Origin of the sequence: Vagococcus luciliae (assembly GCF_024637875.1) — a bacterium.
Taxonomy (GTDB): domain Bacteria; phylum Bacillota; class Bacilli; order Lactobacillales; family Vagococcaceae; genus Vagococcus; species Vagococcus luciliae.
In genome coordinates this window covers 702,152-727,387 of record NZ_CP102451.1, presented here as the reverse complement: position 1 = coordinate 727,387, position 25,236 = coordinate 702,152, and the positions used below count along the sequence as shown (strand labels likewise).

General features: G+C 33.6%; 23 protein-coding genes and 1 other annotated feature. Of the genes, 7 read left to right on the top strand and 16 right to left on the bottom strand.

Annotated features, from left to right (window positions below):
• Positions 1 to 120 precede the first annotated feature (120 nt).
• Positions 121 to 558 (bottom strand): MerR family transcriptional regulator, encoded by a 438-nt coding sequence (locus G314FT_RS03805; protein WP_257702125.1) that lies wholly within the window; start codon positions 556 to 558, stop codon positions 121 to 123.
• Between the two features lie 142 nt (positions 559 to 700).
• Between G314FT_RS03805 and G314FT_RS03800 the strand changes: the two genes are divergently transcribed.
• The 3 genes from G314FT_RS03800 to G314FT_RS03790 all read left to right on the top strand — a co-directional run bounded on the left by G314FT_RS03800 (position 701) and on the right by G314FT_RS03790 (position 3,264).
• Entirely contained in the window at positions 701 to 2,176 is a 1,476-nt protein-coding gene (locus G314FT_RS03800) for an MDR family MFS transporter (protein WP_257702124.1), read from the top strand.
• Entirely contained in the window at positions 2,173 to 2,889 is a 717-nt protein-coding gene (locus tag G314FT_RS03795) for a DUF4811 domain-containing protein (RefSeq protein WP_257702123.1), read from the top strand. The genes G314FT_RS03800 and G314FT_RS03795 overlap by 4 nt, the downstream gene beginning before the upstream one ends.
• 129 nt (positions 2,890 to 3,018) lie before the next feature.
• On the top strand, positions 3,019 to 3,264 hold the full coding sequence (locus G314FT_RS03790) for a hypothetical protein (protein ID WP_257702122.1): 246 nt from the start codon (positions 3,019 to 3,021) through the stop codon (positions 3,262 to 3,264).
• A 51-nt stretch (positions 3,265 to 3,315) separates the two neighbouring features.
• Here G314FT_RS03790 and G314FT_RS03785 read toward each other — a convergent pair whose 3' ends face one another.
• From G314FT_RS03785 to G314FT_RS03745, 9 genes are all read right to left on the bottom strand, one after another.
• Positions 3,316 to 3,852 (bottom strand): NYN domain-containing protein, encoded by a 537-nt coding sequence (locus tag G314FT_RS03785; protein WP_117973391.1) that lies wholly within the window; start codon positions 3,850 to 3,852, stop codon positions 3,316 to 3,318.
• A 17-nt stretch (positions 3,853 to 3,869) separates the two neighbouring features.
• Positions 3,870 to 4,685, bottom strand: coding sequence for a 23S rRNA (guanosine(2251)-2'-O)-methyltransferase RlmB (gene rlmB / locus G314FT_RS03780; RefSeq protein ID WP_257702121.1), 816 nt, complete (start codon positions 4,683 to 4,685; stop codon positions 3,870 to 3,872).
• Complete coding sequence (locus G314FT_RS03775) at positions 4,666 to 5,085, bottom strand: Mini-ribonuclease 3 (protein ID WP_257702120.1); 420 nt, start codon at positions 5,083 to 5,085, stop codon at positions 4,666 to 4,668. Before G314FT_RS03775 ends, rlmB begins: the two co-directional genes overlap by 20 nt.
• Positions 5,082 to 6,500 carry a cysteine--tRNA ligase gene (cysS, locus tag G314FT_RS03770; RefSeq protein ID WP_257702119.1) on the bottom strand — a complete coding sequence of 473 codons (1,419 nt, stop codon included), beginning with the start codon at positions 6,498 to 6,500 and terminating at the stop codon, positions 5,082 to 5,084. The genes G314FT_RS03775 and cysS overlap by 4 nt, the downstream gene beginning before the upstream one ends.
• Before the next feature lie 52 nt (positions 6,501 to 6,552).
• Positions 6,553 to 6,763: a binding site (T-box leader), on the bottom strand.
• Complete coding sequence (gltX, locus tag G314FT_RS03765) at positions 6,748 to 8,223, bottom strand: glutamate--tRNA ligase (protein ID WP_257702118.1); 1,476 nt, start codon at positions 8,221 to 8,223, stop codon at positions 6,748 to 6,750. It overlaps the preceding feature by 16 nt.
• Positions 8,224 to 8,323: 100 nt before the next feature.
• Positions 8,324 to 9,409 carry a PIN/TRAM domain-containing protein gene (locus tag G314FT_RS03760; RefSeq protein ID WP_257702117.1) on the bottom strand — a complete coding sequence of 362 codons (1,086 nt, stop codon included), beginning with the start codon at positions 9,407 to 9,409 and terminating at the stop codon, positions 8,324 to 8,326.
• A gap of 20 nt (positions 9,410 to 9,429) precedes the next feature.
• Positions 9,430 to 10,800, bottom strand: coding sequence for a DNA repair protein RadA (gene radA, locus G314FT_RS03755; protein WP_257702116.1), 1,371 nt, complete (start codon positions 10,798 to 10,800; stop codon positions 9,430 to 9,432).
• 109 nt (positions 10,801 to 10,909) lie between these two features.
• Positions 10,910 to 11,437, bottom strand: coding sequence for a dCTP deaminase/dUTPase family protein (locus G314FT_RS03750; RefSeq protein WP_257702115.1), 528 nt, complete (start codon positions 11,435 to 11,437; stop codon positions 10,910 to 10,912).
• Positions 11,438 to 11,525: 88 nt separating this feature from the next.
• Entirely contained in the window at positions 11,526 to 13,508 is a 1,983-nt protein-coding gene (locus tag G314FT_RS03745) for a KUP/HAK/KT family potassium transporter (RefSeq protein ID WP_257702497.1), read from the bottom strand.
• Positions 13,509 to 13,753: 245 nt separating this feature from the next.
• Here G314FT_RS03745 and proB point away from each other — a divergent pair, with 245 nt between their 5' ends.
• From proB to G314FT_RS03730, 3 genes are read left to right on the top strand one after another with little or no spacing between them, the layout of a single operon-like run.
• Positions 13,754 to 14,557, top strand: a complete 804-nt coding sequence (gene proB, locus G314FT_RS03740) for a glutamate 5-kinase (RefSeq protein WP_257702114.1) — start codon at positions 13,754 to 13,756, stop codon at positions 14,555 to 14,557.
• A gap of 27 nt (positions 14,558 to 14,584) precedes the next feature.
• On the top strand, positions 14,585 to 15,832 hold the full coding sequence (locus tag G314FT_RS03735) for a glutamate-5-semialdehyde dehydrogenase (protein WP_257702113.1): 1,248 nt from the start codon (positions 14,585 to 14,587) through the stop codon (positions 15,830 to 15,832).
• Positions 15,833 to 15,861: 29 nt separating this feature from the next.
• Entirely contained in the window at positions 15,862 to 18,477 is a 2,616-nt protein-coding gene (locus G314FT_RS03730; protein ID WP_257702112.1) for a YfhO family protein, read from the top strand.
• Between the two features lie 30 nt (positions 18,478 to 18,507).
• Here G314FT_RS03730 and G314FT_RS03725 read toward each other — a convergent pair whose 3' ends face one another.
• Positions 18,508 to 19,251 (bottom strand): hypothetical protein, encoded by a 744-nt coding sequence (locus G314FT_RS03725; RefSeq protein ID WP_257702111.1) that lies wholly within the window; start codon positions 19,249 to 19,251, stop codon positions 18,508 to 18,510.
• A gap of 105 nt (positions 19,252 to 19,356) precedes the next feature.
• Between G314FT_RS03725 and G314FT_RS03720 the strand changes: the two genes are divergently transcribed.
• Positions 19,357 to 19,917 (top strand): prepilin peptidase, encoded by a 561-nt coding sequence (locus G314FT_RS03720; protein WP_257702110.1) that lies wholly within the window; start codon positions 19,357 to 19,359, stop codon positions 19,915 to 19,917.
• Here G314FT_RS03720 and G314FT_RS03715 read toward each other — a convergent pair.
• From G314FT_RS03715 to tkt, 5 genes are all read right to left on the bottom strand, one after another.
• Positions 19,914 to 20,666, bottom strand: a complete 753-nt coding sequence (locus G314FT_RS03715) for an ABC transporter permease (RefSeq protein WP_257702109.1) — start codon at positions 20,664 to 20,666, stop codon at positions 19,914 to 19,916. The genes G314FT_RS03720 and G314FT_RS03715 overlap by 4 nt on opposite strands.
• Positions 20,663 to 21,403: an ABC transporter ATP-binding protein gene (locus tag G314FT_RS03710; RefSeq protein WP_257702108.1), complete on the bottom strand. Its 741-nt coding sequence runs from the start codon at positions 21,401 to 21,403 to the stop codon at positions 20,663 to 20,665. The genes G314FT_RS03715 and G314FT_RS03710 overlap by 4 nt, the downstream gene beginning before the upstream one ends.
• A 17-nt stretch (positions 21,404 to 21,420) precedes the next feature.
• Positions 21,421 to 22,389 carry an ABC transporter substrate-binding protein gene (locus tag G314FT_RS03705; protein WP_257702107.1) on the bottom strand — a complete coding sequence of 323 codons (969 nt, stop codon included), beginning with the start codon at positions 22,387 to 22,389 and terminating at the stop codon, positions 21,421 to 21,423.
• A 75-nt stretch (positions 22,390 to 22,464) separates the two neighbouring features.
• Positions 22,465 to 23,091: a sugar O-acetyltransferase gene (locus G314FT_RS03700; protein WP_257702106.1), complete on the bottom strand. Its 627-nt coding sequence runs from the start codon at positions 23,089 to 23,091 to the stop codon at positions 22,465 to 22,467.
• Between the two features lie 138 nt (positions 23,092 to 23,229).
• On the bottom strand, positions 23,230 to 25,230 hold the full coding sequence (gene tkt, locus G314FT_RS03695; RefSeq protein ID WP_257702105.1) for a transketolase: 2,001 nt from the start codon (positions 25,228 to 25,230) through the stop codon (positions 23,230 to 23,232).
• Positions 25,231 to 25,236 lie beyond the last annotated feature (6 nt).

Here is a 25,236-nt window from a genome sequence, read left to right as displayed (position 1 = left end):
AGCGTTATCTCTCTTCCTCGTTATTATAACATCCCTTATTTTATAATAATTTGTTATTTTTATAAAAAAAATATGAATTTTTTGTTATCATTTAGATATTTTTATAGCTATTCATCCTTATTATTCCTCTATTTTTTTTATTTCATAACTTAATGTATTATTAACTGAATCATGCTTAATAGTTATTTTTTCATTTGTCTCACTAAATGGTCCAATCGTAAATATTTCATACTGATCATCTAAAATTTCAGCATCTTTAAAGTAATTTGAAAAAACTTCACGGAATCGTTTCATTTTAGATAATTTTGCCATTGCTTTTTCGTGTGCCATAGATAATTTATATCCACTATCCAGATATTCTTTAATCAATTCCACTTTAATAATCTCACTTAGCTTATATGATCTTGGGCTATTAGGATCCGGCTGAATGGATTGGATATATCCTTTTTTTTCCCAATATCTTAACTGTCTAGTCGTTGTCTCAGTTTTTTTTGTTAATTCACTGATTCCCATACGAATATCTTCTTGTTCTATCCAGTCTTTAAATTTAGATACCATAATAATTGCCCTACTTTCTATAAAATGGTTAACTACATTAATATACACTCACTTAACAATCATGTCAACATCATTGACAACAACGTTAGAGAAGTGTATATTGTTTTACTGTTATAAAAATAATTTTTAGGAGGATTATTATATGGAAAACTTACAACCCGTTGATATTCATGGGAACACATATAAACGCAGCTTACTCGTTGCGGTACTTTTAATCGGGACTTTCTGTACTGTATTAAATCAAACTTTACTAACAACAGCCTTTCCAACTTTAATGAAAGAATTTGATGTGTCTGCTGCTATCATTCAATGGCTCACAACTGGATTTTTATTAGTTAATGGGATTATGATTCCTATATCAGCTTGGTTAATGAATAAATTTAATTCAAAAAACTTGTATATTGGGGCCATGAGTATTTTTTTAATTGGAACGATTCTTTGTGCAATTGCTCCGACTTTTTCAATGCTATTAATTGGTCGATTAGTTCAAGCGGCTGGTGTTGGCGTATCCATGCCTTTGATGCAAAATATTATGCTAAATATTTTCCCGCCTGAAAAACGTGGTGCAGCTATGGGGGGGGCTGGTATTGTTATTGGATTAGCCCCTGCATTAGGTCCTACACTTTCAGGTTATATCATTGATCATTACGTATGGCGTGACTTATTTTATATGGTCATTCCTATTGTTGTCTTAGTGATCATTTTGTCATTTTTTGCAATGAAGAGTGTACTCGAATTATCAAATCCTGCCATTGATGTCCTATCAATTTGTTTGTCTACTTTAGGATTTGGCTCACTACTTTATGGTTTCTCTAGTGTTGGGAACGATGGTTGGGGAAGCACTAAAGTGATAGCATTTTTAGTCGTTGGTATTATTACCCTTATCATTTTCACTTGGCGACAATTAACCACTAAAACGCCTTTCTTAGAACTTAGAGTATTTAAATCAAAGACATATACTATCGCTACCATTCTTTCAAGTTTAGCCACAATGGCAATGATTGGTGCAGAAATGGTTCTGCCACTTTATATTCAAAATATCCGTGGTGAATCCGCTTTTCATTCTGGTTTAATGTTGCTACCTGGCGCATTAGTTATGGGAATTATGATGCCCGTAACTGGTCGTATTTTTGATAAACATGGCGCGAAAAAACTTGGTATTATGGGAATGTTCTTATTAACATGTGCCACAATCCCTTTTATGTTTTTAACTGAAACAACTCCTGTAATTTATATTATTACGTTATACGCGGTACGTATGTTTGGTATTTCAATGGTTATGATGCCTCTAACCACCTTGGGAATGAATTCATTACCAAAACATTTAATAACACATGGTACTGCAGTAAATAATACGTTTAGACAAGTTGCTAGTTCAGTTGGTACGGCTATTTTAATCAGTGTGTTAACAAATCAAACAAAAAATGCTTTACCCAAAGAATCTCTATTAAAATCTGCTCCTCTTGAGTATAAAGAACTAGCTACCAATGCAACTTTAACTGGTTATCATGCGGCCTTCTTAGTGGCTGTTTGTTTCGGTATAATCGGTTTAGTTATTACATTTTTCATTCATGAACCATCAAAAAAAGCAACTCGAGATAAGGAGGTTATATCATGATTGTTGTCTTAGTTATTCTTAGTGTGTTACTATTTGCTTTCACATTTATTTTCGCAAAATCAACATGGCAATATATTTTAACTGTCGTATTTGGTATCTTATTTATTGGAAGTATCACTCTAATGGGAATGAACTATTCACATCATTTTGGGATGAAAGAAGAAAAAACACTAAAAGAAATTTCTATTGCCAGTTCAACTGACAATGACCAAGTGAATATATTACTTTATCAACCATTAGGAACTAGTGATGAAAAAATTTATTTATATAAAACAAAGCCATCTCAAAAAAAACTCACTCAAACTGGGACTAACCATGTAACCAATATTGTTAAAACAAGCGACGATAATCAAGCCTTACTGAAAACCGAGACTACTCGTTGGGTATATAAAAACTCTATGTATCAAATGCTTTTTGGTATATCTGGTAATAACAAGGAATATGTTTCAAAAGAAAATATTTTCTACATTCCAAAAGACTGGTTAGAGCTAAGCACAGACCAAGCAAAAAAACTTGGAGAAGAGATGGCTAGTAAAAAAGACTTATTAGAAACCGAAACGAAAAACTATGTTTCTTCTAGATTAAAAGAAGCTATCACTAAAGATCCTACTTTAGCAACAAGTAAAGACAAACAATCTGAGTTATCTCAAGCCTATGCAACAGAATACCAACGAAAAATGATGTCTGATATGATTAAAAACATAACCAAATAAAAAAAGGACGATTATCTTTTTAAAGATAGTCGTCCTTTTTTGGTCTTTTACTATCCAATTTTTTCTCTTTACTTCAAACTGAAATCTATATTATGATAATAAAAATCATATTGTTAAAGGAGATATATTATGAAAAAATTTTTTAATAATCAAGAAAATCAACAATTAACTGTTAATGCTATTATTTTTTTAATTGCTATTATTTTACTTAGTTTAAGTATTATTTTTTATTTGATTGGTTTATTTGGTAACCCACAATTAGAAAACTTTTTTGCAGATGTTTCTAGTATATTATTTATTGGATTTATTATATCAGGTTTAGGTTATCTTATTAAATCAGTAGTGGAAGCCATTATTATTTCATCAAAAAAATAAATCACAAAGCCCAGTAATTCTACTTAAATCATTGGGTTTTGTGACTTAATATCAATGATACATTAACTCATCAAATAATTCTTTTAATGTTTGAACTTGTTCTTGATTCCATGGACTATTTCGTCTTAAATTTTGGTACTTATAATCTTGTGTATCAGTTTTAATTTCTTTTTCCATTTCTTTAATTGAATTAAATAGTTCTCTTGCTGAAACACGTAACGCTCCTTGAGAAAAAACCACCCACTGCTCTGCTAAATCACTCGTTGCTACACGAACGGTTGATAAAGCATTCATTTTATTGGGAACTTCCCGTTCAATGTATGTGTCTGCTGTTTCTTCTTCTTTTGTAAAAATAACTGTTAATCCATACTTATCATACGTCTGTTGAATACCTGGAACAAGTTGGGCATCAAATACAACGATGATTTCGATTCCTTTATATTTAGCATAATTCGATAGAATAAATAATAACTGATCTCTCGCATCTCCTAATTTATCTAGCTTTTTTAAGCGATTTAATTCAGGCCAAGCACCAATCATATTATAACCATCGACAAAAAGGACTTGATGTTTTAATTTTCGTGTCATATGATGCCCTCCATTGTTTATCTCCTCTTTCTGTATACCTCATACATTAACAAGCCAGCTGCAACACTAGCATTTAAACTTTGTACATGACCTTCTATTGGAATAGTAATCATTTCATCGACCTCTTTTTTGAGCGCTTGTCCCATACCTTTTCCTTCATTACCAATAATTAAAGCAATATCTCCTGATACATTCCATTGAGTATAGTCTGTTCCTTCCATATCGGTTCCAAATACCCAAATATTGTCTTTTTTAAGCTCTTTCACTGTTTGAGATAAATTTGTCACGCGTGAAATAGGGATGTGCTCCACTGCCCCAGTAGAGGTTTTAACCACAACTGGTGTCACACCAACTGCACGGTGTTTTGGAATAATCACACCATCAACATTTACCGCGTCAGCTGTCCGTAAAATTGAACCTAAGTTATGTGGATCCATAATACTATCTAAAATTAAGAAAAAACGATTTTCTTTTTCTTTTGTTTTTTCAAGTAATTCAGATAATGATAGGTATTCATATGGGGTAATTTTTAAGACAATCCCTTGATGATTTAATCCATCTACCATTTCATCTAATTTAGATTTTGGGACCCATTTAATAGAGACAATCTTTTCTTGAGCAAGTTGCTTAATCTCTTCAATCTTATTTCCTTTAATATCTTCTTGTAAAAATAATTTATTGCCGCGATTAGCTTGTAGTGCTTCTATTGTGGCATGCTTTCCTAATACCACATCATCCATCTCTGGTGTTGGTACATCTGCTTCTTGTTGATGTTTTTTATCAAATTTCGGGCGTTGTCTCTCTGACTTGCGTTTATTTTGCGGTTTTCTCATTATTTTTTTCTCCTATTGTTTGAATACACCATGCAATGACTTCTTCTAAGCGTTCTTTTTGTTCTGTTAAATGTAAATATCCCATCAATGCTTCAAAACCTGTGGATGATCGGTACACCGACACGGAAGTATTTTTTGCACTTGTGTGGCTTTTGGCATTGCGGCCGCGTCGATACATATCTTGTTCTTCATCAGTTAAAAGTCCTTGTTCCATCATTTGCTCAATCAAATAATGTTGTGCTTTAGCTGATACATAGTGTGTTGCTAAACGGTGTAATTGATTGGGGCGTGTTTGTCCACTTTTTACTAAATAATCACGGATATATGTTTCATATATGGCGTCCCCCACGTAAGCAAGAGTTAATCCACTTAGTAAGGTATAGTCTTTTTCATTTGTCATTCACTTCTACTCCATCTTGTTCCTTGAGGGGTATCTTCTAAAATAATCCCTTGTTCTTTTAATAAATCACGAATTTCATCACTTCTAGCAAAGTTTTTTTCTTTACGTGCCGTATTTCTCTCAGAAATTAACGCATCAATATCTTCATCTAATAAATCCTCGCTATTAGCTAGTTCAATACCAAAAATAAGCATTAATTTTTCTAGCGTTTCTTGATAGGCAGATATAACTTCCTTAGAAACCATCTCTTCTTCTAAGTAACGATTTAAGTGTTTCACTAACTGATAAACTACTGTAATACCATTTGCGGCATTAAAATCATCGTCCATCTCTGTGACAAATTCCATCATCAAAGTAGATAATTCTTTTAACCAATCATGATCGTTTTCTAAAGAATCAACTGACGTTTCTAATCGGAAACTCGCATTATTGTAACTACTTTTAATACGTCCTAAATTAGTCGTTGCTTCTTTAATCGTGGTGTCATTAAATGGCATTGGACGACGATAATGAGTGGTTGATAAGGCAAAGCGCACAACTTCTGGTGAAACGTCTTTCATCAATTCATGTGCCGTTATGAAATTACCAAGTGATTTACTCATTTTCTCACCTGATTCACCGACTGTTAAATAAGCGTTATGCATCCAATAATGAGCAAATGTCTGATCAGTTTTTGCTTCACTTTGAGCAATTTCATTTTCATGATGAGGAAATTCTAAGTCTTGACCACCTGCGTGAATATCTATTGTATCACCTAAATGTTTTGTTGCCATCACAGAGCACTCAATGTGCCATCCTGGGCGACCTTTTCCCCATGGAGAATCCCATGAAACCTCATGCTCTTTTGCTTCTTTCCATAAAGCAAAGTCTAATGGGTCCTCTTTTTTAGCTGATTCAGTACCAGTTCTTTGACTAGCACCTGTCTCTAACTCATCTATGCTTTTATTACTTAATTGTCCATAAGGTTTAAATAGTCGTGTGCGGTAATACACATCTCCTTGTGACTCATATGCATAACCTTTATCAATTAAAACAGAAACAAACTCAATGATATCATCAATATGATCAACAACACGTGGATGTAAACAAGCTGGTTGAACATTTAGTTTTCCCGTATCTTCTTTAAAAGCCTCTATATATTTATCTGCTAATTCCTTCGTTGAAATTCCTTCCTGGTTAGCCGTCTTAATGATTTTATCATCCACATCTGTAAAGTTTGAGACATAATTAACCTTATATCCTCTAAATTCAAAATAACGTCTAACTGTATCAAAAGCGACTGTACTTCTAGCATTTCCTATATGAATGTAATTATAAACAGTCGGACCGCACAAATACATGCTCACTTCATTTGGTTTAATTGGTACAAAATTTTCTTTTTTTCGACTTAATGTATTATATATCTGTATTCCCATATACTTGCTCCTCTCATAGATAAAAAAAGAACGTCTTTTAACAAATTGTTTGTTAAAAGACGTTCTCACGTGGTTCCACTTTTCTTCATTCACTTGATACAGTGAATCTTTTTGATAACATAACGTCTATCACACGAGACAAGCTACTTACTTCACTTATCCTACTCAAAGAGGCACTTCACTGATAAATTAACACTTGTTCGCACCCACCACAAGCTCTCTAAAGACAATTTATCACTTACTTTTCTTATCCTTGTATTTCTTTTAATGCTAAATTAATATGTTCTGTTGCTTGCTCTTTACCTAATAAAAGAATCGTTTCTGCTAATTCTGGACCATGCATTTGTCCACTGACTGCTACACGAATTGGCATAAATAATTTTTTACCTTTAGCTCCTGTTTCTTTTTGAACAGCTTTAATGGCTTTCTTAATTGTTGGAACATCAAATTCATCTAATTCATTCAATTGAGCTTTAAATGCTTCTAATACTTCTGACACTTGTTCATCTGATAGGACTTCTTTAGCAGATTCATCAAATGACAATGTATCATTAAAGAATAAACTTGATAATTCAACGATTTCTTTTGCATAACTCATTTGTGGTTGGTAAAGACTCACTAATTCTTCAACCCAAGCTTGTTTTTCAGCAGTTGGATTTTCTTCTACTAATCCTGCTTCAATTAAATAAGGTAAGGCCATCTCTGCCATTGTTTTTCTATCAAGTTGCTTCATGTATTGGTTACTAATCCATTCAAGTTTCTTATTATCAAACGCTGCAGGAGATTTACCTAAACGATCAGCATCGAATATTTTAATCAATTCTTCTTGGCTAAAGATTTCTTCTTCACCCACTGGAGACCAGCCTAACAAACTAATGAAATTAAACATTGCTTCTGGTAAATAACCTAATTCACGATATTGTTCGATAAATTGTAGAATCGTTTCATCACGTTTACTCAATTTTTTACCTGTTTCAGTATTAATGATTAATGTCATATGACCAAATCTTGGTGGTGTCCAACCAAATGCTTCATAGATCATTAATTGTTTGGGTGTGTTTGCAATATGATCATCCCCACGTAAAACATGCGTGATTTTCATCAAATGATCATCCACGGCTACGGCAAAATTATAAGTTGGCATGCCATCACGCTTTAAGATAACAAAATCTCCACCAACACTATCAGATTCAAAGGTTATATTTCCTTTCACAATATCATCAAATGTGTATTCTTCGCCTTTTGGCACTCTAAAACGAACAACTGGTGTGATACCTTCAGCTTCTTTTGCTGCTTGTTGTTCTGGTGTTAAATGAGCACATTTTCCATTATAACGTGGAATTTGACCACGGCTACGTTGGCTTTCACGTTCTGCTTCTAATTCTTCTTCTGTACAGTAGCATTTGTAAGCCAAATTACTAGCTAATAATTGATCGACTAATGGTTGATAAATATCTTTTCTTTCTGATTGACGGTAAGGACCATAAGCACCTGGTTTAGCAGGTGACTCATCCCAATCAATATTTAACCATGCTAAGTTATCTAACTGACTTTTTTCTCCATCCTCAATGTTACGTTTTTGATCTGTATCCTCAATACGAATAATAAAATCGCCATCATGATGACGAGCAAATAAATAATTAAATAATGCTGTTCTGGCATTTCCAATATGCAAATGACCTGTTGGACTTGGTGCATATCTGACACGTACTTTATTTCCCATGATATTACCTTCCTTGTTCACGTATTATCGCTTCCTATGCCTTTAGTTTACATTCATTTACTTAAATAGTAAAGGCACTTTCTTAAGACTTTTTTAACAATTAATCAGCATTTAATGTTGTTTGGGAATGACTAGGCTTAGCAAAAATCATTCGACCCGCTGCTGTTTGTAGTGCACTGGTCACGATGACGTTAATTTTTTTATTCATAAAGTGTTTACCATCTTCAACCACAACCATTGTCCCATCATCTAAATATGCTACACCTTGTTGTCGTTCTGTTCCATCTTTCATTACAACAACATCCATTGTTTCACCAGGTATGACAACTGGTTTAACCGCGTTAGCTAACGCGTTAATGTTAAATACTGGCACATTTTGAAATTCACAGACTTTATTAAGATTGTAGTCATTTGTCACGACAATTCCATCTAACAATTTAGCTAACTTAATCAATTTACTATCAACTTCTTGAATATCTTCAAAATCGCCTTCATACATTTCAACCGAGATATTTTCTTCTTTTTGTAAGGCGTTTAAGATATCTAACCCCCGACGCCCGCGAACGCGTTTCATACTATCGCCTGAATCCGCAATGTATTGTAATTCATATAAAACAAAATTTGGAATTAACAATGTTCCTTCAATGAACCCAGTTTTAGCTATATCATAAATACGCCCGTCAATAATAACACTAGTATCTAATACTTTGTATTTATGAAAATAATCATCAACTCGACGGTCTAAGATGTCCTCTGATACTTTTTTTGATTTTGGCATAAAAAGTTTTTTAAAATCTTCAGTTTTCATTGTTCCAACTCTAAAACCTAAATATCCTGTAATTAACATAATAATTGCCGGTATAATAAGTGGCAATGAATAAAATGGAACAGAAATAAGTGCCCCTAAGAGTAATCCAATAATTGTACTAATACTTCCAAATAACAAATCTGATAGACTTTGTTCTGTAATAAATTTTTCTATTTTTTTTAAACCTGATACCAAGTATCGCTCAGTTAAAGTCGCAATAATTACAAAAATAATAGCACCAATAATTCCGTTAGTAATATCGTTATTTAACCAACTGAGTGTTTCTTGATTTGTCGCTTTCCATAGTAATGGGAATAATGCCACACCTAAACTAAATCCAACAATAGCCATCACCATCGCATATATTTTTTTCTGCATACTTATCTTTCCTCCTTTACTTAGGAAAATACTTTAAATAATGTTTCAGATAGTGTCTCGACACCAATCACTTCAATTCCAGTTGGTGGTGTCCACCCTTGTAGATTATTAATAGGAATAAAGACTCGTCTAAATCCTAATTTCTGTGCTTCTCCTACACGCTGCTCTATACGATTCACTCGTCTAATTTCACCAGTCAACCCAATTTCACCGATGAAACAGTCCTGTGGAGATGTGCCTTTATCTTTATAACTTGAGGCAATACTAACTGCAATTGATAAATCAATTGCTGGCTCATCCAGTTTTACGCCCCCCACAGCCTTCAGATAAGCATCTTGATTTTGTAACAATAATCCGGCACGTTTTTCTAATACAGCCATAATCAGTGAAACACGATTATAGTCAAGACCTGTTGCTGTTCGTTTCGCATTTCCAAAAACAGATGGCGTTACAAGTGATTGAATTTCAGCTAAGATAGGTCGCGTTCCTTCCATTGAGCAGACAATCGCTGAACCAGTTGCCCCATCAATTCTCTCTTCCAAGAAAGCTTCAGATGGATTTAACACTTCCACTAAACCAGCTTGTCTCATTTCAAAAATACCTATTTCATTCGTTGAACCAAAACGATTTTTTACAGCACGCAATATTCTAAATGTATGATGTCTATCTCCTTCAAAATAAAGTACTGTATCAACCATGTGCTCTAACATTCTTGGTCCAGCAAGCGAGCCTTCTTTTGTCACATGCCCTACAATAAAAATGGCAATATTATTAGTCTTAGCTATTTGCATTAATTCAGCAGTGTTAGCACGCACTTGACTGACACTTCCTGCAGCACTTTCCGTTTCCGGATGAACCATTGTCTGAATCGAATCAATAATCACATAGTCTGGTGTCAATTGCTCGATAACTTGTTTAATGCGACCCATATCCGTTTCTGGATAAACATAAAAATCATTTGTCCCATCAGCCAAGCGTTCTGCACGCATTTTAATCTGTTGCGAACTCTCTTCACCAGATACATATAACACATTTCCTTTTAACAGGCTAAGTTGTTGAGATACTTGTAGTAATAGTGTTGATTTTCCAATACCAGGATCTCCACCAATTAAGACCATTGATCCTGGAACAACACCCCCGCCTAATACTCTATTTAATTCACCTAATTGTGTTTTTATACGCCGTTCTTTTTGTGTAGCGACTTCTTTTAACTTTTGAGGTTTGCTCATTTCACCCGTCAAACTTACTCGACTATGTCTAGTGGGGGTATCTGAAGGAATTTCTTCCACTAATGTATTCCATTCACCACAGTTAGGACAACGACCCAGATACTTTGGAGAGATATAACCACACGTTTGACAAACAAACTCATTTCTCTTTTTTTTTGCCACAAAATCATCCTTATCTTACAATTTTTAGTTCTTTATAAAATAAAATACTTATAAACGTATTTTAACATAAATTGTCCGATTCTAATAAAAACTGTGACTCTTTAAAGAATTATTTACCAGACGACCCGAACCCACCTGTTCTCTTTGTTTGCACTAAATCATTGTCTGCTTTTAAGAATGGTAAAAAGATGCCTTGAGCGATACGATCTCCTTTTTTAATCTGCTTATCAGTTAAGCCAAAGTTTAGTAGCTGAATCATGATATGTCCTTCATTATCTGGATTATCATAATAGTCACTGTCTATAACTCCCACACCATTTGTCAAAACTAAAAAATTTTTTAACGGGTTGCTTGATCGATTGGCAATCTGTAAAAACTCATCATCCCCCATATAAGATTTCACACCTGTCGGAACAAGTGTTGATTTTAATTCTTTTTGCATATCAGCATCAACAAATATGTCTTCTTTTAATAAAATAGCCTTTAATACTTTCGCAATTCCTTGTTTCCAAATACTTGGAATCACAATATCAACAGCTGATTCAAAATCATACCCTGCTGCATTTTTTGTTGCTCTTTTTGGTAGATTGATATTCTCAAATGTTGATACTTTTTCAAATCCTCTTACTTTCTTCATGTGTTACCTTCCTTTATCTTTTGATTTCTTTAATCCTAACCGAAAAATAGACAAATAAAAAGAGTAAAAATAAATCTTACTCTTTCTTTTATAAATTATGTAATTCATCGTCATCTTCATCAAATTCTTCAACTGGTACTTGTTTTAATGTTACTTTGTTTCGCTTAGGTTGAATAACAAGTGGAACATATTCTGTAATCACATCACTATATTCCAACCCATACCATTTAGCAGGATCAACTGCTCGCCGTTTGATTCCTAATTTTGCTTGCATCACTAAAGTATCTAACCAATTCAACTCCGTTACACGGGATAATTCTTCACGTATTAAAACAAATGAAAAATCTCCTGTATCTCTTCCTGGTGTAATAGAATATTTTTGTGGTTGTTTCGGTAGTTTTCCTTCGTTCATTAAATCATGTACAATTTGTCTTAGATAGACGTTAACTTCTTGTGGCATTTTAAATCCTAAACGAAGTTGGACATTGACAATATAATCAGTATCCATCATATCTACATAATATTCTTTGGTATACGGTTCATCTGTCACAAAGACATTAACGAACCAATAAACTTTCGCACGTTTTGGGCTTTTATCTAATATTGAATACATAATTTCTCGACTAATCAGGTGCCCCTTTATTTTAGAAGTTAAAAAGACTAAATTTGTTTGTAACTGTGGCCAATCCGTATCATCTCTTAACTCACCTAATTGTCCTTTATAATCATATAAAGAGATACGTTTTGATGTTGCCTCTGTAATCATATTACCTCGATGCCAAATTAACATGATCAAGAAAATAACTAACGCCATACCTAAAGCAACGTAACCTCCGTGCATAAACTTAGATGCACTAGAAACAAAAAAGATACTCTCAATCGTTCCAAAAAAGATAAAAATCAAGTACGCTAAAGGTTTTGGTGTTCCCTCTTGCAATAAATATACAAGTAACAAAATAGTTGTCATTAACATCGTAATCGTAATGGCTAACCCATAAGCTGCTTCCATTCGAGCAGATGTCCGGAAACCAAAAACAATGGCTAAACAACCCACCATTAACATATTATTAATAGCTGGAATATATAATTGTCCTTTTTGATCAGTCGGATAAATAATCTTCATTCTTGGTAATAGACGTAACTTAATTGCTTCTGAAGCTAATGTATAAGAGCCAGAAATCAACGATTGTGACGCAATAATAGCAGCTACTGTTGCAAAGATAACACCAATAATGGTCAATGATTGTGGCATCATTCTAAAAAACGGATTCAACATATCGATATCTTGATATTCCGGTAAATCTTTCACACGAATAATCCAAGCAGCTTGACCAAAGTAATTTAATACCAAACATACTTTAATATATGGCCAACTAACACGAATATTTTTTCTACCAGCATGACCTAAATCAGAATATAATGCTTCGGCCCCTGTTGTCGCTAAAAATACACTACCTAAAATTAAAATACCTAATTTATTTTCTTCAGAGAATAGTAAATGAACAGCATAATAAGGATTTAATGCACGAATCACAGATAAATTCCCCATAAAATTAGATAAACCAATCAAACCAATGAATGTAAACCAGCTAAACATAATTGGACCAAAAGCTGTCCCCACTTTTTTAGTGCCTAAACGTTGAACCATAAAAAGGGAAAAGATAATAATAACTGTTATAATCACAATGATTTGCTGGCTATCCCCAAACACATTATAGAAAGAGGGAATTCCTCGAAGGCCTTCAACAGCTGTTGTGACCGTTACAGCAGGAGTTAATATACCATCTGCCAGTAAAGTGGCTCCTCCTAGCATAGCCGGATATAATAAATATCGACTATTTTTTCTAACTAATGTGAAGAGTGAAAAAATACCACCTTCACCGTGGTTATCTGCATTTAATGCAATCATGACATATTTTATTGTGGTTAATAAAGTTAACGTCCAAAAAACTAGTGATACCGCACCTAAAATAAAGGTTTCTGAAACATGCTCTAGCCCGCCATTACCATCAACAATGGCTTTCATGACATATAATGGACTAGTACCAATATCGCCATAAACAACTCCCATTGCAACAAGCGTTCCACCTAGCGTAAATCGATCAATTGCTTGTGGATTACATTTTTGACTCACCTTTTTCACTCCTTTTCTCTTTAAAAAGTTAGTATTCATGACAATCATATACTCATTTTTTTTAAAGTCAACACTAATTTTCAAAAATCATTTTCTATTAGTGGAAACACAATTAAAAATGCGTTATTATAGCAAGCATAGGCACTTAAAAAATAGCCATTAAACAAAAAAGAGGGATTATTTTGAGCAGAAAAACATTATTAAAAAAAAGCAAGCGACTTGTTATAAAAGTTGGAACAAGCTCTCTTGTTCTACCCAATTCTGAAATAAATTTACGTGCTATTGATCAATTAGCTTTTACCTTATCTTCTTTAAGACAACTTGGATATGAGGTTATCTTGGTTTCTTCAGGTGCAATTGGTGTTGGAATGAACTTATTAGGATTAGAAAAACGACCTGAGACTATAGCTAAACAACAGGCTGTTGCAGCGATTGGTCAATCTGAATTAATCAAGATATACACTCAACGATTTACTTCTTATCACCAGCAATCAGCCCAAGTATTACTCACTCGTGATGTCATCGATTTCCCAACAAGTAGACAAAATGTTATTAATACATTTGAGGAGTTATTAACTATGGGGGTTATCCCAATCGTAAACGAAAATGACAGTGTCTCAGTAGATGAACTCGATCACTTAACAAAATTCGGTGATAATGATCAACTATCTGCTATTGTTTGTAAATTAGCACAAGCAGACCTACTCCTAATGCTTTCAGACATTGATGGTTTTTATAGTGATAATCCTCATACTAATCCAGATGCGATATTGTACTCTCATATCACAAAAATTACAGAAATGATGGAAGACGCAGCTGGTGGTAAAGGGAGCGTTTTTGGAACTGGTGGTATGACAAGTAAATTAAAAGCAGCAAAGCGTGTGTTAGACAATCAATCACAAATGATTTTAGCTAGCGGTAAAGATCCTGCTATTTTATTCGACATTTTAGAGGGAAAAGAAGTAGGTACACTATTTTCAAATTAGCTAGAACTTATAAAGGAGGAGTTTTAAATGACACTATTAGAAATATTGGGTAAACAAGCAACTAAATCGGCCTTTTTCTTGAATAATGCCACAACAAAAGAAAAAAATAATGCACTAAAATCTATCATCAAAATGCTAGATAAAGATATGGAGATTATCTTGGCAGCAAATGAAAAAGATATTGAATTAGCTAATAAAAATGGGATTCCTGAAACCATGATTGACAGGCTACTTCTCACAAAAGAACGAATTAATACGATGCAACACGACATTCAGACAACCATTGATTTAGACGACCCCATAGGAAAAGTTGATCATATGTGGCGAAACGAGGATAATTTATTAATTGGAAAACAACGAGTTCCATTAGGCGTTATTGGTATGATTTATGAATCAAGACCTAACGTTACAACTGATGCATCAGCTCTTGCTCTAAAATCAGGTAATGCCATCATCTTACGCGGCGGAAAAGAAGCTTTTTACTCTAATCGAGCACTTGTTCAATCGATTCAACAGGCTTTAGAGCTAGTTGATTTTCCAAAATATTGTGTTCAATTCATTGATGATACTTCAAGAGAAACAGCAACAAAATTCATGCAGTTATCAGATTATCTAGATGTTCTAATCCCTCGTGGTGGTGCGAACTTAATTCAATCTGTGGTTAAAAATGCCACTGTCCCTGTTATTGAAACTGGAACTGGAAACTGTCATGTATATGTTGATGAACACGCCAATTTAACTATGGCAAAAGATATTGTGATTAACGGTAAGTGTCAACGTCCTTCAGTATGCAATGCGACAGAATCACTTTTAGTGAACGCAACTATTGCTAAGGAATTTTTTGAACTGGTTTACCCTGAACTTGAAGCCAATCATGTTAAATTAAGAGCGGATCAAGCATCTTTGGTTTACCTACCTTCTGCTACACTTGCAACAGAGGAAGATTTTGCCACAGAATTTAATGACCTAATCTTATCTGTAAAAATCGTCAATAATCTAGATGAAGCTATCCAACATATTAACCATTACGGAACGAAACATTCCGAAGTGATTGTAACAGACAGCTATCAGCACTCTCAAAAATTTATGCAACAAATTGACGCAGCCGCTGTTTACGTCAATGCATCTTCTCGCTTTACTGATGGTAGCGTATTTGGATTTGGTGGAGAAATTGGCATTAGCACACAAAAATTACACGCTAGAGGTCCAATGGGATTAAACGAATTAACTACCACAAAATATATCATCTTTGGGGAAGGACAAACTAGACGTTAAAATCTTATCTAGGAGGATAGAAAACGACTATGTTATCAAACATGAAAAAAAAATTTAAAAAAAGTGGTAAATTCGGACTTCTTGCTTTTAGTATCCCAGTTTTGGTTATGATTGGCGTTTATTTGAGTTTAGGTATTTATCCAGGCAGTACCAGAAGTGTCTTGGCTAGCGATGCTTTTTCACAATTTTCTAATTTTCATGCTAGTTTTAACAACGTTCTACATGGTAAACAGAGTATCTTTTATACTTGGAATGCTTCTTTAGGACTCAATTACTGGTCTCTTATTTCTTACTATTTGGGTGGTATATTTACACCGATTGTTTTCTTTTTTAATAATCAAAATATTCCAGATGCTCTTTATTTATTAACTTTATTAAAAATAGGAACAGCTGGATTATCCTTTTGGTACTACTCAAAAAAAACTTACAAATTACCTGATTTGTCACATGTTATACTAGCTATTTGTTATTCTCTTATGTCATTTGCGACAGCACACTCTGAATTGATTATGTGGCTAGATATTTTTATGTACATTCCTCTTATCTTTTTAGGAATTAATCGAATACTAGATAAGGGAAAATCAGCTTTATTATTTGTCGCATATTTTCTATTATTTGTTTCTAACTTTTACTTTGGTTTTATGATTGGTTTGTTTTCTTTCCTTTATTTCGTAGTTCGTGTTGTTATAAATAGTTCTTCTTACAAGAAACGAATTATTCCTTACCTAACAACTTCTTTATTAGCCGGAATTGCCTCAATGGTGATGATTTTACCTGCTATTTTTGATTTGAAATCTAATGGTGAAACGTTATCTACCGTTCTCAACCTTAAGACAGAAGCAACTGCTTTTTGGGATATCGTGATTAAAAATATGATTGGAGTTTTTGATACCACAAAATATGGCTCAATTCCTTTTATTTATGCTGGTCTATTACCATTAATTTTTTGCATCTTTTATTTTTGTAGCGAAAAAAATCAAACAAAAAATAAAATAGCTTATGCAAGTTTATTTATTATTCTAATCTTAAGCTTTTATATTGAACCTCTTAATTTATTTTGGCATGGTATGCATGCTCCTAACATGTTTTTATTTAGATACAGTTTTTTATTTTCATCCCTTGTCGTCATACTAGCTGGATATGGTTGGGAAAAATTTTCTAAATCAGATATGCCCTTAATGATTGTTATCGTCCTTTCTTTAGCAGTGTTATTTTCTATCGCTTTCTTTGCATCAAGTAAAGATAGTTACACTTATGTTACTCTAGGACAATATATCTTAACCATTCTATTTTTAGGATTGTATTTAGTAAGTATGTATTTTTATTACGGAAATCAGTTACCTAAAAATACATTCGTCTTTTTGCTTCTTCTAATAGTGGCTGGTGAAGCTTATATTAATACATCTTTTATGCTAAATGGTATTTTAAACGATTGGAATTATGCTTCTCGGAGCTTGTATTCAGAACCTTATCCAGATTATAAGGTACTAGTTGACAAAGTCAATAATTCTAATAAAAAATCATTTAGTCGTTTAGAATCTCTTTCACCCATTTCAAGCAATGATAGTTTTAATTATGGCTATAGTGGTATTAGCATGTTTTCTTCTATTAGAAATAGACATTCTTCTGCCTTACTAAATGAACTAGGGTTTCGTTCTCGAGGAACTAGTTTAAACATACGATATCAAAATAATACACTGTTAATGGATAGTCTAATGGGAATTAAATATAATATCAGTAATCAAGATGTCTTAAAATATGGATTCAATCCAACAAACAGCCAAGGAAAATATACCCTTTACACAAATGATAATGCTCTACCACTAGGTATATTAACCAATAATGATTTGTATAAATTAAAACTCCCTATCCACGATAATCTTGGAGCTCAGACTACACTGATTAACCAGTTAGCTGATTTAAATGATGTTTATTATACCTTTACAACTCCGACAGTTATGACCACACAAAATGCACTGATTACCAATTTACCAAATAATCGAGTCTCAATTAAAGAACAAAAACCAAATGAAGCTAAAACCATCACTTATCAAGTAAGTGTCCCAGCTGGAAAACAAGCTTATTTTAGCCTATTTCCAAATAATTTTGGTGACTTAAAAAGTTCTAATGCTAAAATCACTACTCAAAACGTTAGCTATGAAACACAAATTGGTATCACAGGTCAATATTACAATTTAGGGTATTTCAAAGAAGATTCCATTGTCGAATTCTCAGTTTCTTTTTATGGTACAGATACCATTGAATTAATCAATCCACCTGTTGTCTTACTAGATATTCCTAAATTTGATGCTGCTATTAAATCTATGGAAACAAAAGGAGTGGATTTCAAAGTTAACGGTAGAAAAGCCACAGCTCATGTAGAAACGCCTGAAGAGCAAGTTGTATTTACAACTATTCCTTATGATAAAGGTTGGACAGTAAAAATAGACAACAAGAAAGTAGCCATAAAAGATTTTCAAGACGGTTTTCTGACATTTACTGTACCAAAAGGTAACCATGAGATTGAGCTAAGTTTCCTACCTCCAGGCTTTATAATTGGTGTCATATGTTTTATTAGTGCTACTGGGCTTTTTATTTTATACTACCGTTTAACAAAAAAAGCAAAAAAAAGAAGAAACCTTTAATTAAATAGGATTAAAAAAACATCCTTTCCATTAGTTTGGAGAGGATGTTTTGTTGTCTTTTTCTTTTTCTCTAGCAATAATTTGATTAATCTCTTCTAACATACTTTTCTCGTAATCTTCATCGTGAACTTTCCCTGTCATAAAAACAAATAACAAATTTTGAATATCCGTTTCATCCGTTTTCTTAGTGTCAATTAACCACTTTTTATCATTATCTTTTTTAAAGTAAATATTAATGCTTACAGGTTCTATGATACTCATTGATTTCTCTAATGATTCGTAATAAGCTGTCGTCACTAGATGTTTTGCATTAACCGAACCTATATCAATTTTATCTTGATTATCCAATAATTTAGCCATCATCATTGCAACAAGTCGAGCATAATCAAATCCCTTAATATGATACATTACTTTAAGTTCACCTTTTGATTGTTCATCAATGGTATATGTATAACTTGTTGTTTCTCTCACTTTATCAATTAATGATTTCGATATATCTTCTCTTTCACTTTGAGATAATTTTCCTGATATTGGTTCAAAAACTGTTGCAAAATTATTTTCTAAATCTTCTTCAACTTCTTTTGATCGTTCATTAAATCGTTTACTATCAGAAAATTTTTCTTTGTATTCATCCAAATCGGTATTGTATAAAAGTCGATTAGCAAATAAAGTAGCTACCTCGTCTGCGTTATCCTTATTAGAAGAACAACTAGAAAGAAAGAATAGCAATAGTGTACTTAACAATAAAAACCAGCGTCTTTTGTCTTTAAACATGCTTTTTCACTCCTATTACTTACATTCTTTTATTGTTAGTTTACCATATATCTCCTAAAAAAGGATTTTTTATTTAATTCGTATCTTTTTAAAGGAGGTGCTTATATGATATTTTTTTTATTCATCAATATAATGTCGTATATCTTTTTAACATACGTATTATTTTTACCAACTGACAAAAAGATAAACATCTTTAATAAACATACTCGCTACTTGTTTTTTCTTGGAAGTTCGATTATTTATCTATTATTGCTAACAACAAAATTATCTATGGTAACGATTCTACTCATCATTATGGGATTTTATTTATCTATTATTGATCTTTACTACTATATCGTTGATCCTTATCTATCTGTCTTATTTCTAATAGGATTACTCACTCTTTACCCATCAATAAATAAGTTATTACCTGTATGTGTCTTATTATTCTTTTTACTACTTAGTTATTTGATGCCAAAAAAGTTAGGATTTGGTGATATCAAATTACTTGTCTACTGGTCAATCTTTTTAACTCCAATACAACTTATATGGTTAATATTTATTGCTTCATTTATAGGAATACTCTATATTATTTTATATCATTTATTAACAAGCAACCCTCTTATAAAAATAGCTTTTGTTCCATTTTTAACAATTGCTTTAACTATTGTGCTATTAATAATTTAATACGTTTTACGCCATTTATTTGTTCTGTTTTCAGCAAAATCAATCATTTGAAATAAAATAAAGGCCACCAAACTTAGCACTAAAATTCCGCTATACATATCTAAATAATCTAATCTTCCCCATGCATCCATAATGAAAAAACCTAATCCATAACTTGTCCCATATACTTCTGTAAAAAATAAAATGGCAATCGCTGTTCCTAACGCTATCCTTACGGCATTTAAAATAGCAGAATATGCTGCAGGTAACGTAATTTTATAAAACTGTTGAAATTGACTCGCACCTAGTACATACAAATGATGGTAATAACTTTTTGGAATCGACTTAACACTATCTCTCACAGACAAAATAACTTGAAACACAATAATCAACACTAATAAGATAATTTTAGAGGCATTTCCTAATCCAAATAACAACATAATAATGGGTAACAATGCAATCTTAGGAATGGGATAAGTCAAATAAACAATTGGATCTAACAATTGATTTATTTTGGGAAAACGTCCCATCAAAAGCCCTATGATTAATCCTATCAAAACAGCAATCAACATACCCCAAAACAGGCGAATCAAGCTATTATATGTATGTAGCCATAATACTTGTGGCTCGATAGCCATTAAATGTCGATACACCGCAAACGGTGTGGGTAACATATTTTTATTTAATACCTTACTTGCTAGCCACCATAAAATAGTTAAAAAAATAAATGCTAGAATCGCATGTGTCACTTTTGATACACTTTTTCTCATGCTTTTTCCATTGCTCCTCTCACTTGTTTGATGATGTCATAAAATAGTGGTGATAACCTTTTTTCTTTCAACGGAATCGAAAAGCTACTATTCTCTATAACAGCTGATACTCTTCCTGGTTTACCAGATAATAAGACTATCTTACTTGCCATAAATACAGCCTCTTCTACATCGTGAGTAATTAAAATAGCTGGGGCTTTTTCTTTATCCCACTGAGTTAAAAATAAACTTTGCATGTGTTCTCGTGTTAGTGCATCTAGAGCAGAAAAAGGCTCATCTAATAAAAAAATGTCTGGTGTCACAAGCATCGCTCTAGCAATAGCAACGCGTTGTTGTTGTCCACCACTCAGTTGATTAGGGTAACGTAATAGTAATTCCTCCAATCCTAATTCATTTACCAAATGATCTAACCGATTAGATATCGTTTTTACAGATAATTTTCTAACAGATACTCCAAGCAATATATTCTCTTTTACTGTTTCCCAAGGTAATAATCCATAATTTTGTGGTATCCAGGCTATCTTATGATGTTTTGGGTTAATCTCTTTCCCATCCAATGTAATCGTTCCTTGATACTGTTGGTGCAGCGTTGTAATGGCATTAAGTAACGTCGATTTTCCCGTTCCACTTGGACCAATTAACGCAACAACTTCTCCCTTAGAAACAGTAAAAGAGATGTCATCTAAAATCAACGGTGCTCCTTCATAAGACGCACTGACGTTTTCAATGGTTAACATCTCTTTCACCTCTATACTTATTTAACGAGTAAATCACTCATAACCTCTTTTTGATTGTACTCTTTTTTATAAATACCTTCTTGTTTTGACCAGTTAAATGCCTTTTCTACTTGTTTATCATCTATTTGTTCGGCATGAACATACTTAGGTAATGTTACATCTTTTTTAATGTCATCCATAAAACCAATTTTTTCTTTTAACACATCATAATAATCATCCAAATCATGCTCATTAACATAATCAACACCTTTATTATAGGCACGGTAAAAAGCTTCAATGGCTTCTTTATTATTGGTTAGTGCTTCGTTTGTAAAACCAAAAACAGTTGACTGAATACCTAACTCTTGGCTATTCGTTAATTCTTTTAATCCTTGCGACAAACCAATCGTTCTAAAAGGTTCAGGTACCACTGTAGCATCTATTTTATGATTTAGTGTTAACTCAACTCTGACTGGAATTTGCGGTACTTCTTCAAACCCGACTTCATTAACAGATAAGTCATGCGTTTTTAATGCTTCATCTAAAAAATAATAAGGTGCTTGATTTTTAGCGTAACCCACTTTTTTTCCTTTTAAATCATTTATTGTGTTAATGCTATCATTTCCTGTTAAAACAGAAAAAGTACCGATTGATTGGCTAACCACTTTGATATCCATATCACCTTGTCTATATGCACTCAATGCGATTAAATCTGTATTGGCTCCATCTAGATGACCACTTGTTAAAGCTGCATCGCGATCTTTTGGTGATTTAAAACTATTTAATTCTAAATTAAGTCCTTCTTCTTTGAAATATCCTTCTTTTTCAGCAATATAAACTGGTAAACTATCTACTGCTGGCATAGCTCCAAAACTTAATGCTAAAGATTCTTTTCGATCTGGCTCATTAGTCAATTGTTTGTTTACGCTTTCTTTGGTGCCACAACCTACTAATAAAACCAGAACCATAGCTAATACTAAATTAACCCAACCTAACTTCTTCTTCAATGAAAAAAACTCCCTTATCACTATTTATCTACTAGTATAAAATATCACAAAATATCATAATATACCATAGTATGACTAGTTTCCTTCAACCTCTGCCCAATATAAACTCGCTTGTTTTTCCCAATAAGATTTATCCTCGTCTGTGATGGGACGGATTACTCTACAAGGATTCCCTGCTGCAACAGTATTAGGTGGAATATTTTTTGTCACTACTGCACCCGATCCTATGACACAATTATCTCCAATCGTCACACCAGGATTAACAATAACCCCACCACCTAACCACACATTACTTCCAATCGTTATAGGTGATCCCAACTCTAATCCAGATACTCTTACTTGTGCATCAATTGGGTGTGAAGCTGTCAATAAACTAACGCGTGGCCCAAACATCGTATGATCCCCAATAGTAATAGGACAAACATCTAACATAATGCAATCGAAATTAGCGTAAAACCTTTCTCCAACTGAAATATGTTTGCCATAATCACATTTAAAATTAGGTTCTATATAGACTTTTTCTCCTGTTTTTCCTAACCATTCTTTCAGTAAAGCGGCTCTTTTTTCTGCTTCCAATTCACTTGTTTGGTTGTATTCACGCATTAAACGACGACTTCTCATAAATAACTCTCTTAACTCTGTCTCACCACTACCAGGATAGTACAGTTCTCCATTAATCATACGCTCTCGTTGTGTTTTCATATAAACCTCCGTAATTTTATTTGATAAATTTATTTAAACAAATTATAAAGTATATTTCAATTAATGAGTTATTTATAAAAATAAATCAATATAAAATAACCCCAAACAATATATCTAAGAGTTTGAGGTCAAATTATACTATAATTCTTTAAAAGTATTCACAATATTCTCTACTGTGAAACCAAATTCTTCAATAACTTTCATATTTGGCGCACTGGCACCAAAACGATCAATGCCCATCGCTTTTCCAGACAATCCAACATAACGTTCCCAACCAAATGTTGCGCCCATTTCGATTGACACGCGTTTGCTCACTGATGAAGGTAACACACTTTCTTTATAAGCTGTATCTTGTGCGTCAAATAAAGTAGTCGATGGCATTGAAACGACTGACACATCCACGCCTTCTTTTTCATACAACGCTTTTTGTGCATCCATCGCTAATTTCACTTCTGATCCAGTCGCGATCAAGATTCCGTCTGGTGTGTCACGTTTTGATGGAGATAATACGTAGGCTCCACGTGCAACCCCTTCATAGGCTTTTTCTTTTGTTCCTTCAAGAACTGGTAAGTTTTGTCTTGATAAAGCTAAAACAGTTGGTGTTTCTGTTGATGTTGCAGCCAATTTCCATGCTGCTGATACTTCATTGCCATCAGCTGGACGAATTAAGTTTACATTTGGTATCCCACGTAAGCTTGATAACTGTTCGATTGGCTCATGCGTTGGACCATCTTCACCAACTGCAATAGAGTCATGTGTTAACACAAATGTTACAGGTGCTTTTTGAATCGCTGATAAACGCAATGCTGGACGTAAGTAGTCGACAAATACGAAGAATGTTCCACCATACACACGGGTTCCACCATGCAAAGCAATCCCATTCATTGCTGCTGCCATACCAAATTCACGAACACCAAACCAAATATTACGGCCTTCATATTGTCCTGGTTCAAAATCTTTTTCAGCTGCCACCATTGTATTGTTTGATGATGATAAATCGGCTGATCCTCCCCAGAATGATGGGATTTCTTTTGATAAGACTTGAATGGCTTCTTTACTTGTCACACGACTCGCAGCACTTTCACCAAGTTCATATGTTGGTAAAACAGATTCCAAATCAACTGTCACGTCATCTTTGAAGGCTTCTTCAAATTGTTTCGCTAGTTCTGGATAAGTAGCTTTATAATCAGCAAATAGTTTTTGCCACTCTGCTTCTGCTTTTTCACCTTTTTCTACCATATCAGCGTGGAAACGTGTTGCCACTTCTTCTGGTACAGTAAATGCTGGGTAATCCCAACCGTAAGATTTTTTAGCAAACGCCACACCGTCAACTCCAAGTGGTGCACCATGAACTTTGTTTGTTCCTTCGTTTTCAGCACCAAATCCAATCACTGTTTTGACTTCAATCATGGTTGGTTTTGTAGTTTCTTTTTGTGCGGCTTCAATAGCATTCGCAATTTCTTCTAAATCGTTGCCGTCTTTGACTAAAATGTGTTGCCATCCTGATGATTCAACACGACCTTTAACGTCTTCCGTAAATGACTTATCTAATGGTCCGTCTAATGAAATACCATTTGAATCATATAACACAATTAATTTACCAAGTTTTAAATGACCAGCTAAACTGATTGCTTCTTGAGAAATACCTTCCATTAAATCACCATCACCACATAAAGCATACGTGTAATGGTCAACGATATTAAATTGATCTTTGTTATATGTTGCAGCGAGGTGCGCTTCTGCCATCGCAAATCCAACACTCATCGCAATTCCTTGACCTAATGGACCAGTTGTTGCTTCTACCCCATCTGTATGATGAACTTCAGGATGTCCTGGTGTTAAACTATCCCATTGACGGAATTTTTTTAATTCCTCCATTGGTAAGTTATAACCTGACAAATGAAGTAAACTATAAAGCATTGCGGAACCATGTCCTGCCGATAACACAAAACGGTCACGGTCTGCCCATTGTCTTGATGTTTTAGGATTGACCTTTAAAAATTTTGTCCAAAGAGTGTAAGCCATTGGAGCTGCCCCCATTGGTAATCCTGGATGTCCTGAATTTGCTTGTTGAACCATGTCTAAACTAAGTGTACGAATTGTATTCACACCTAACTGATCTGTTTGATCAAATAACATATAACG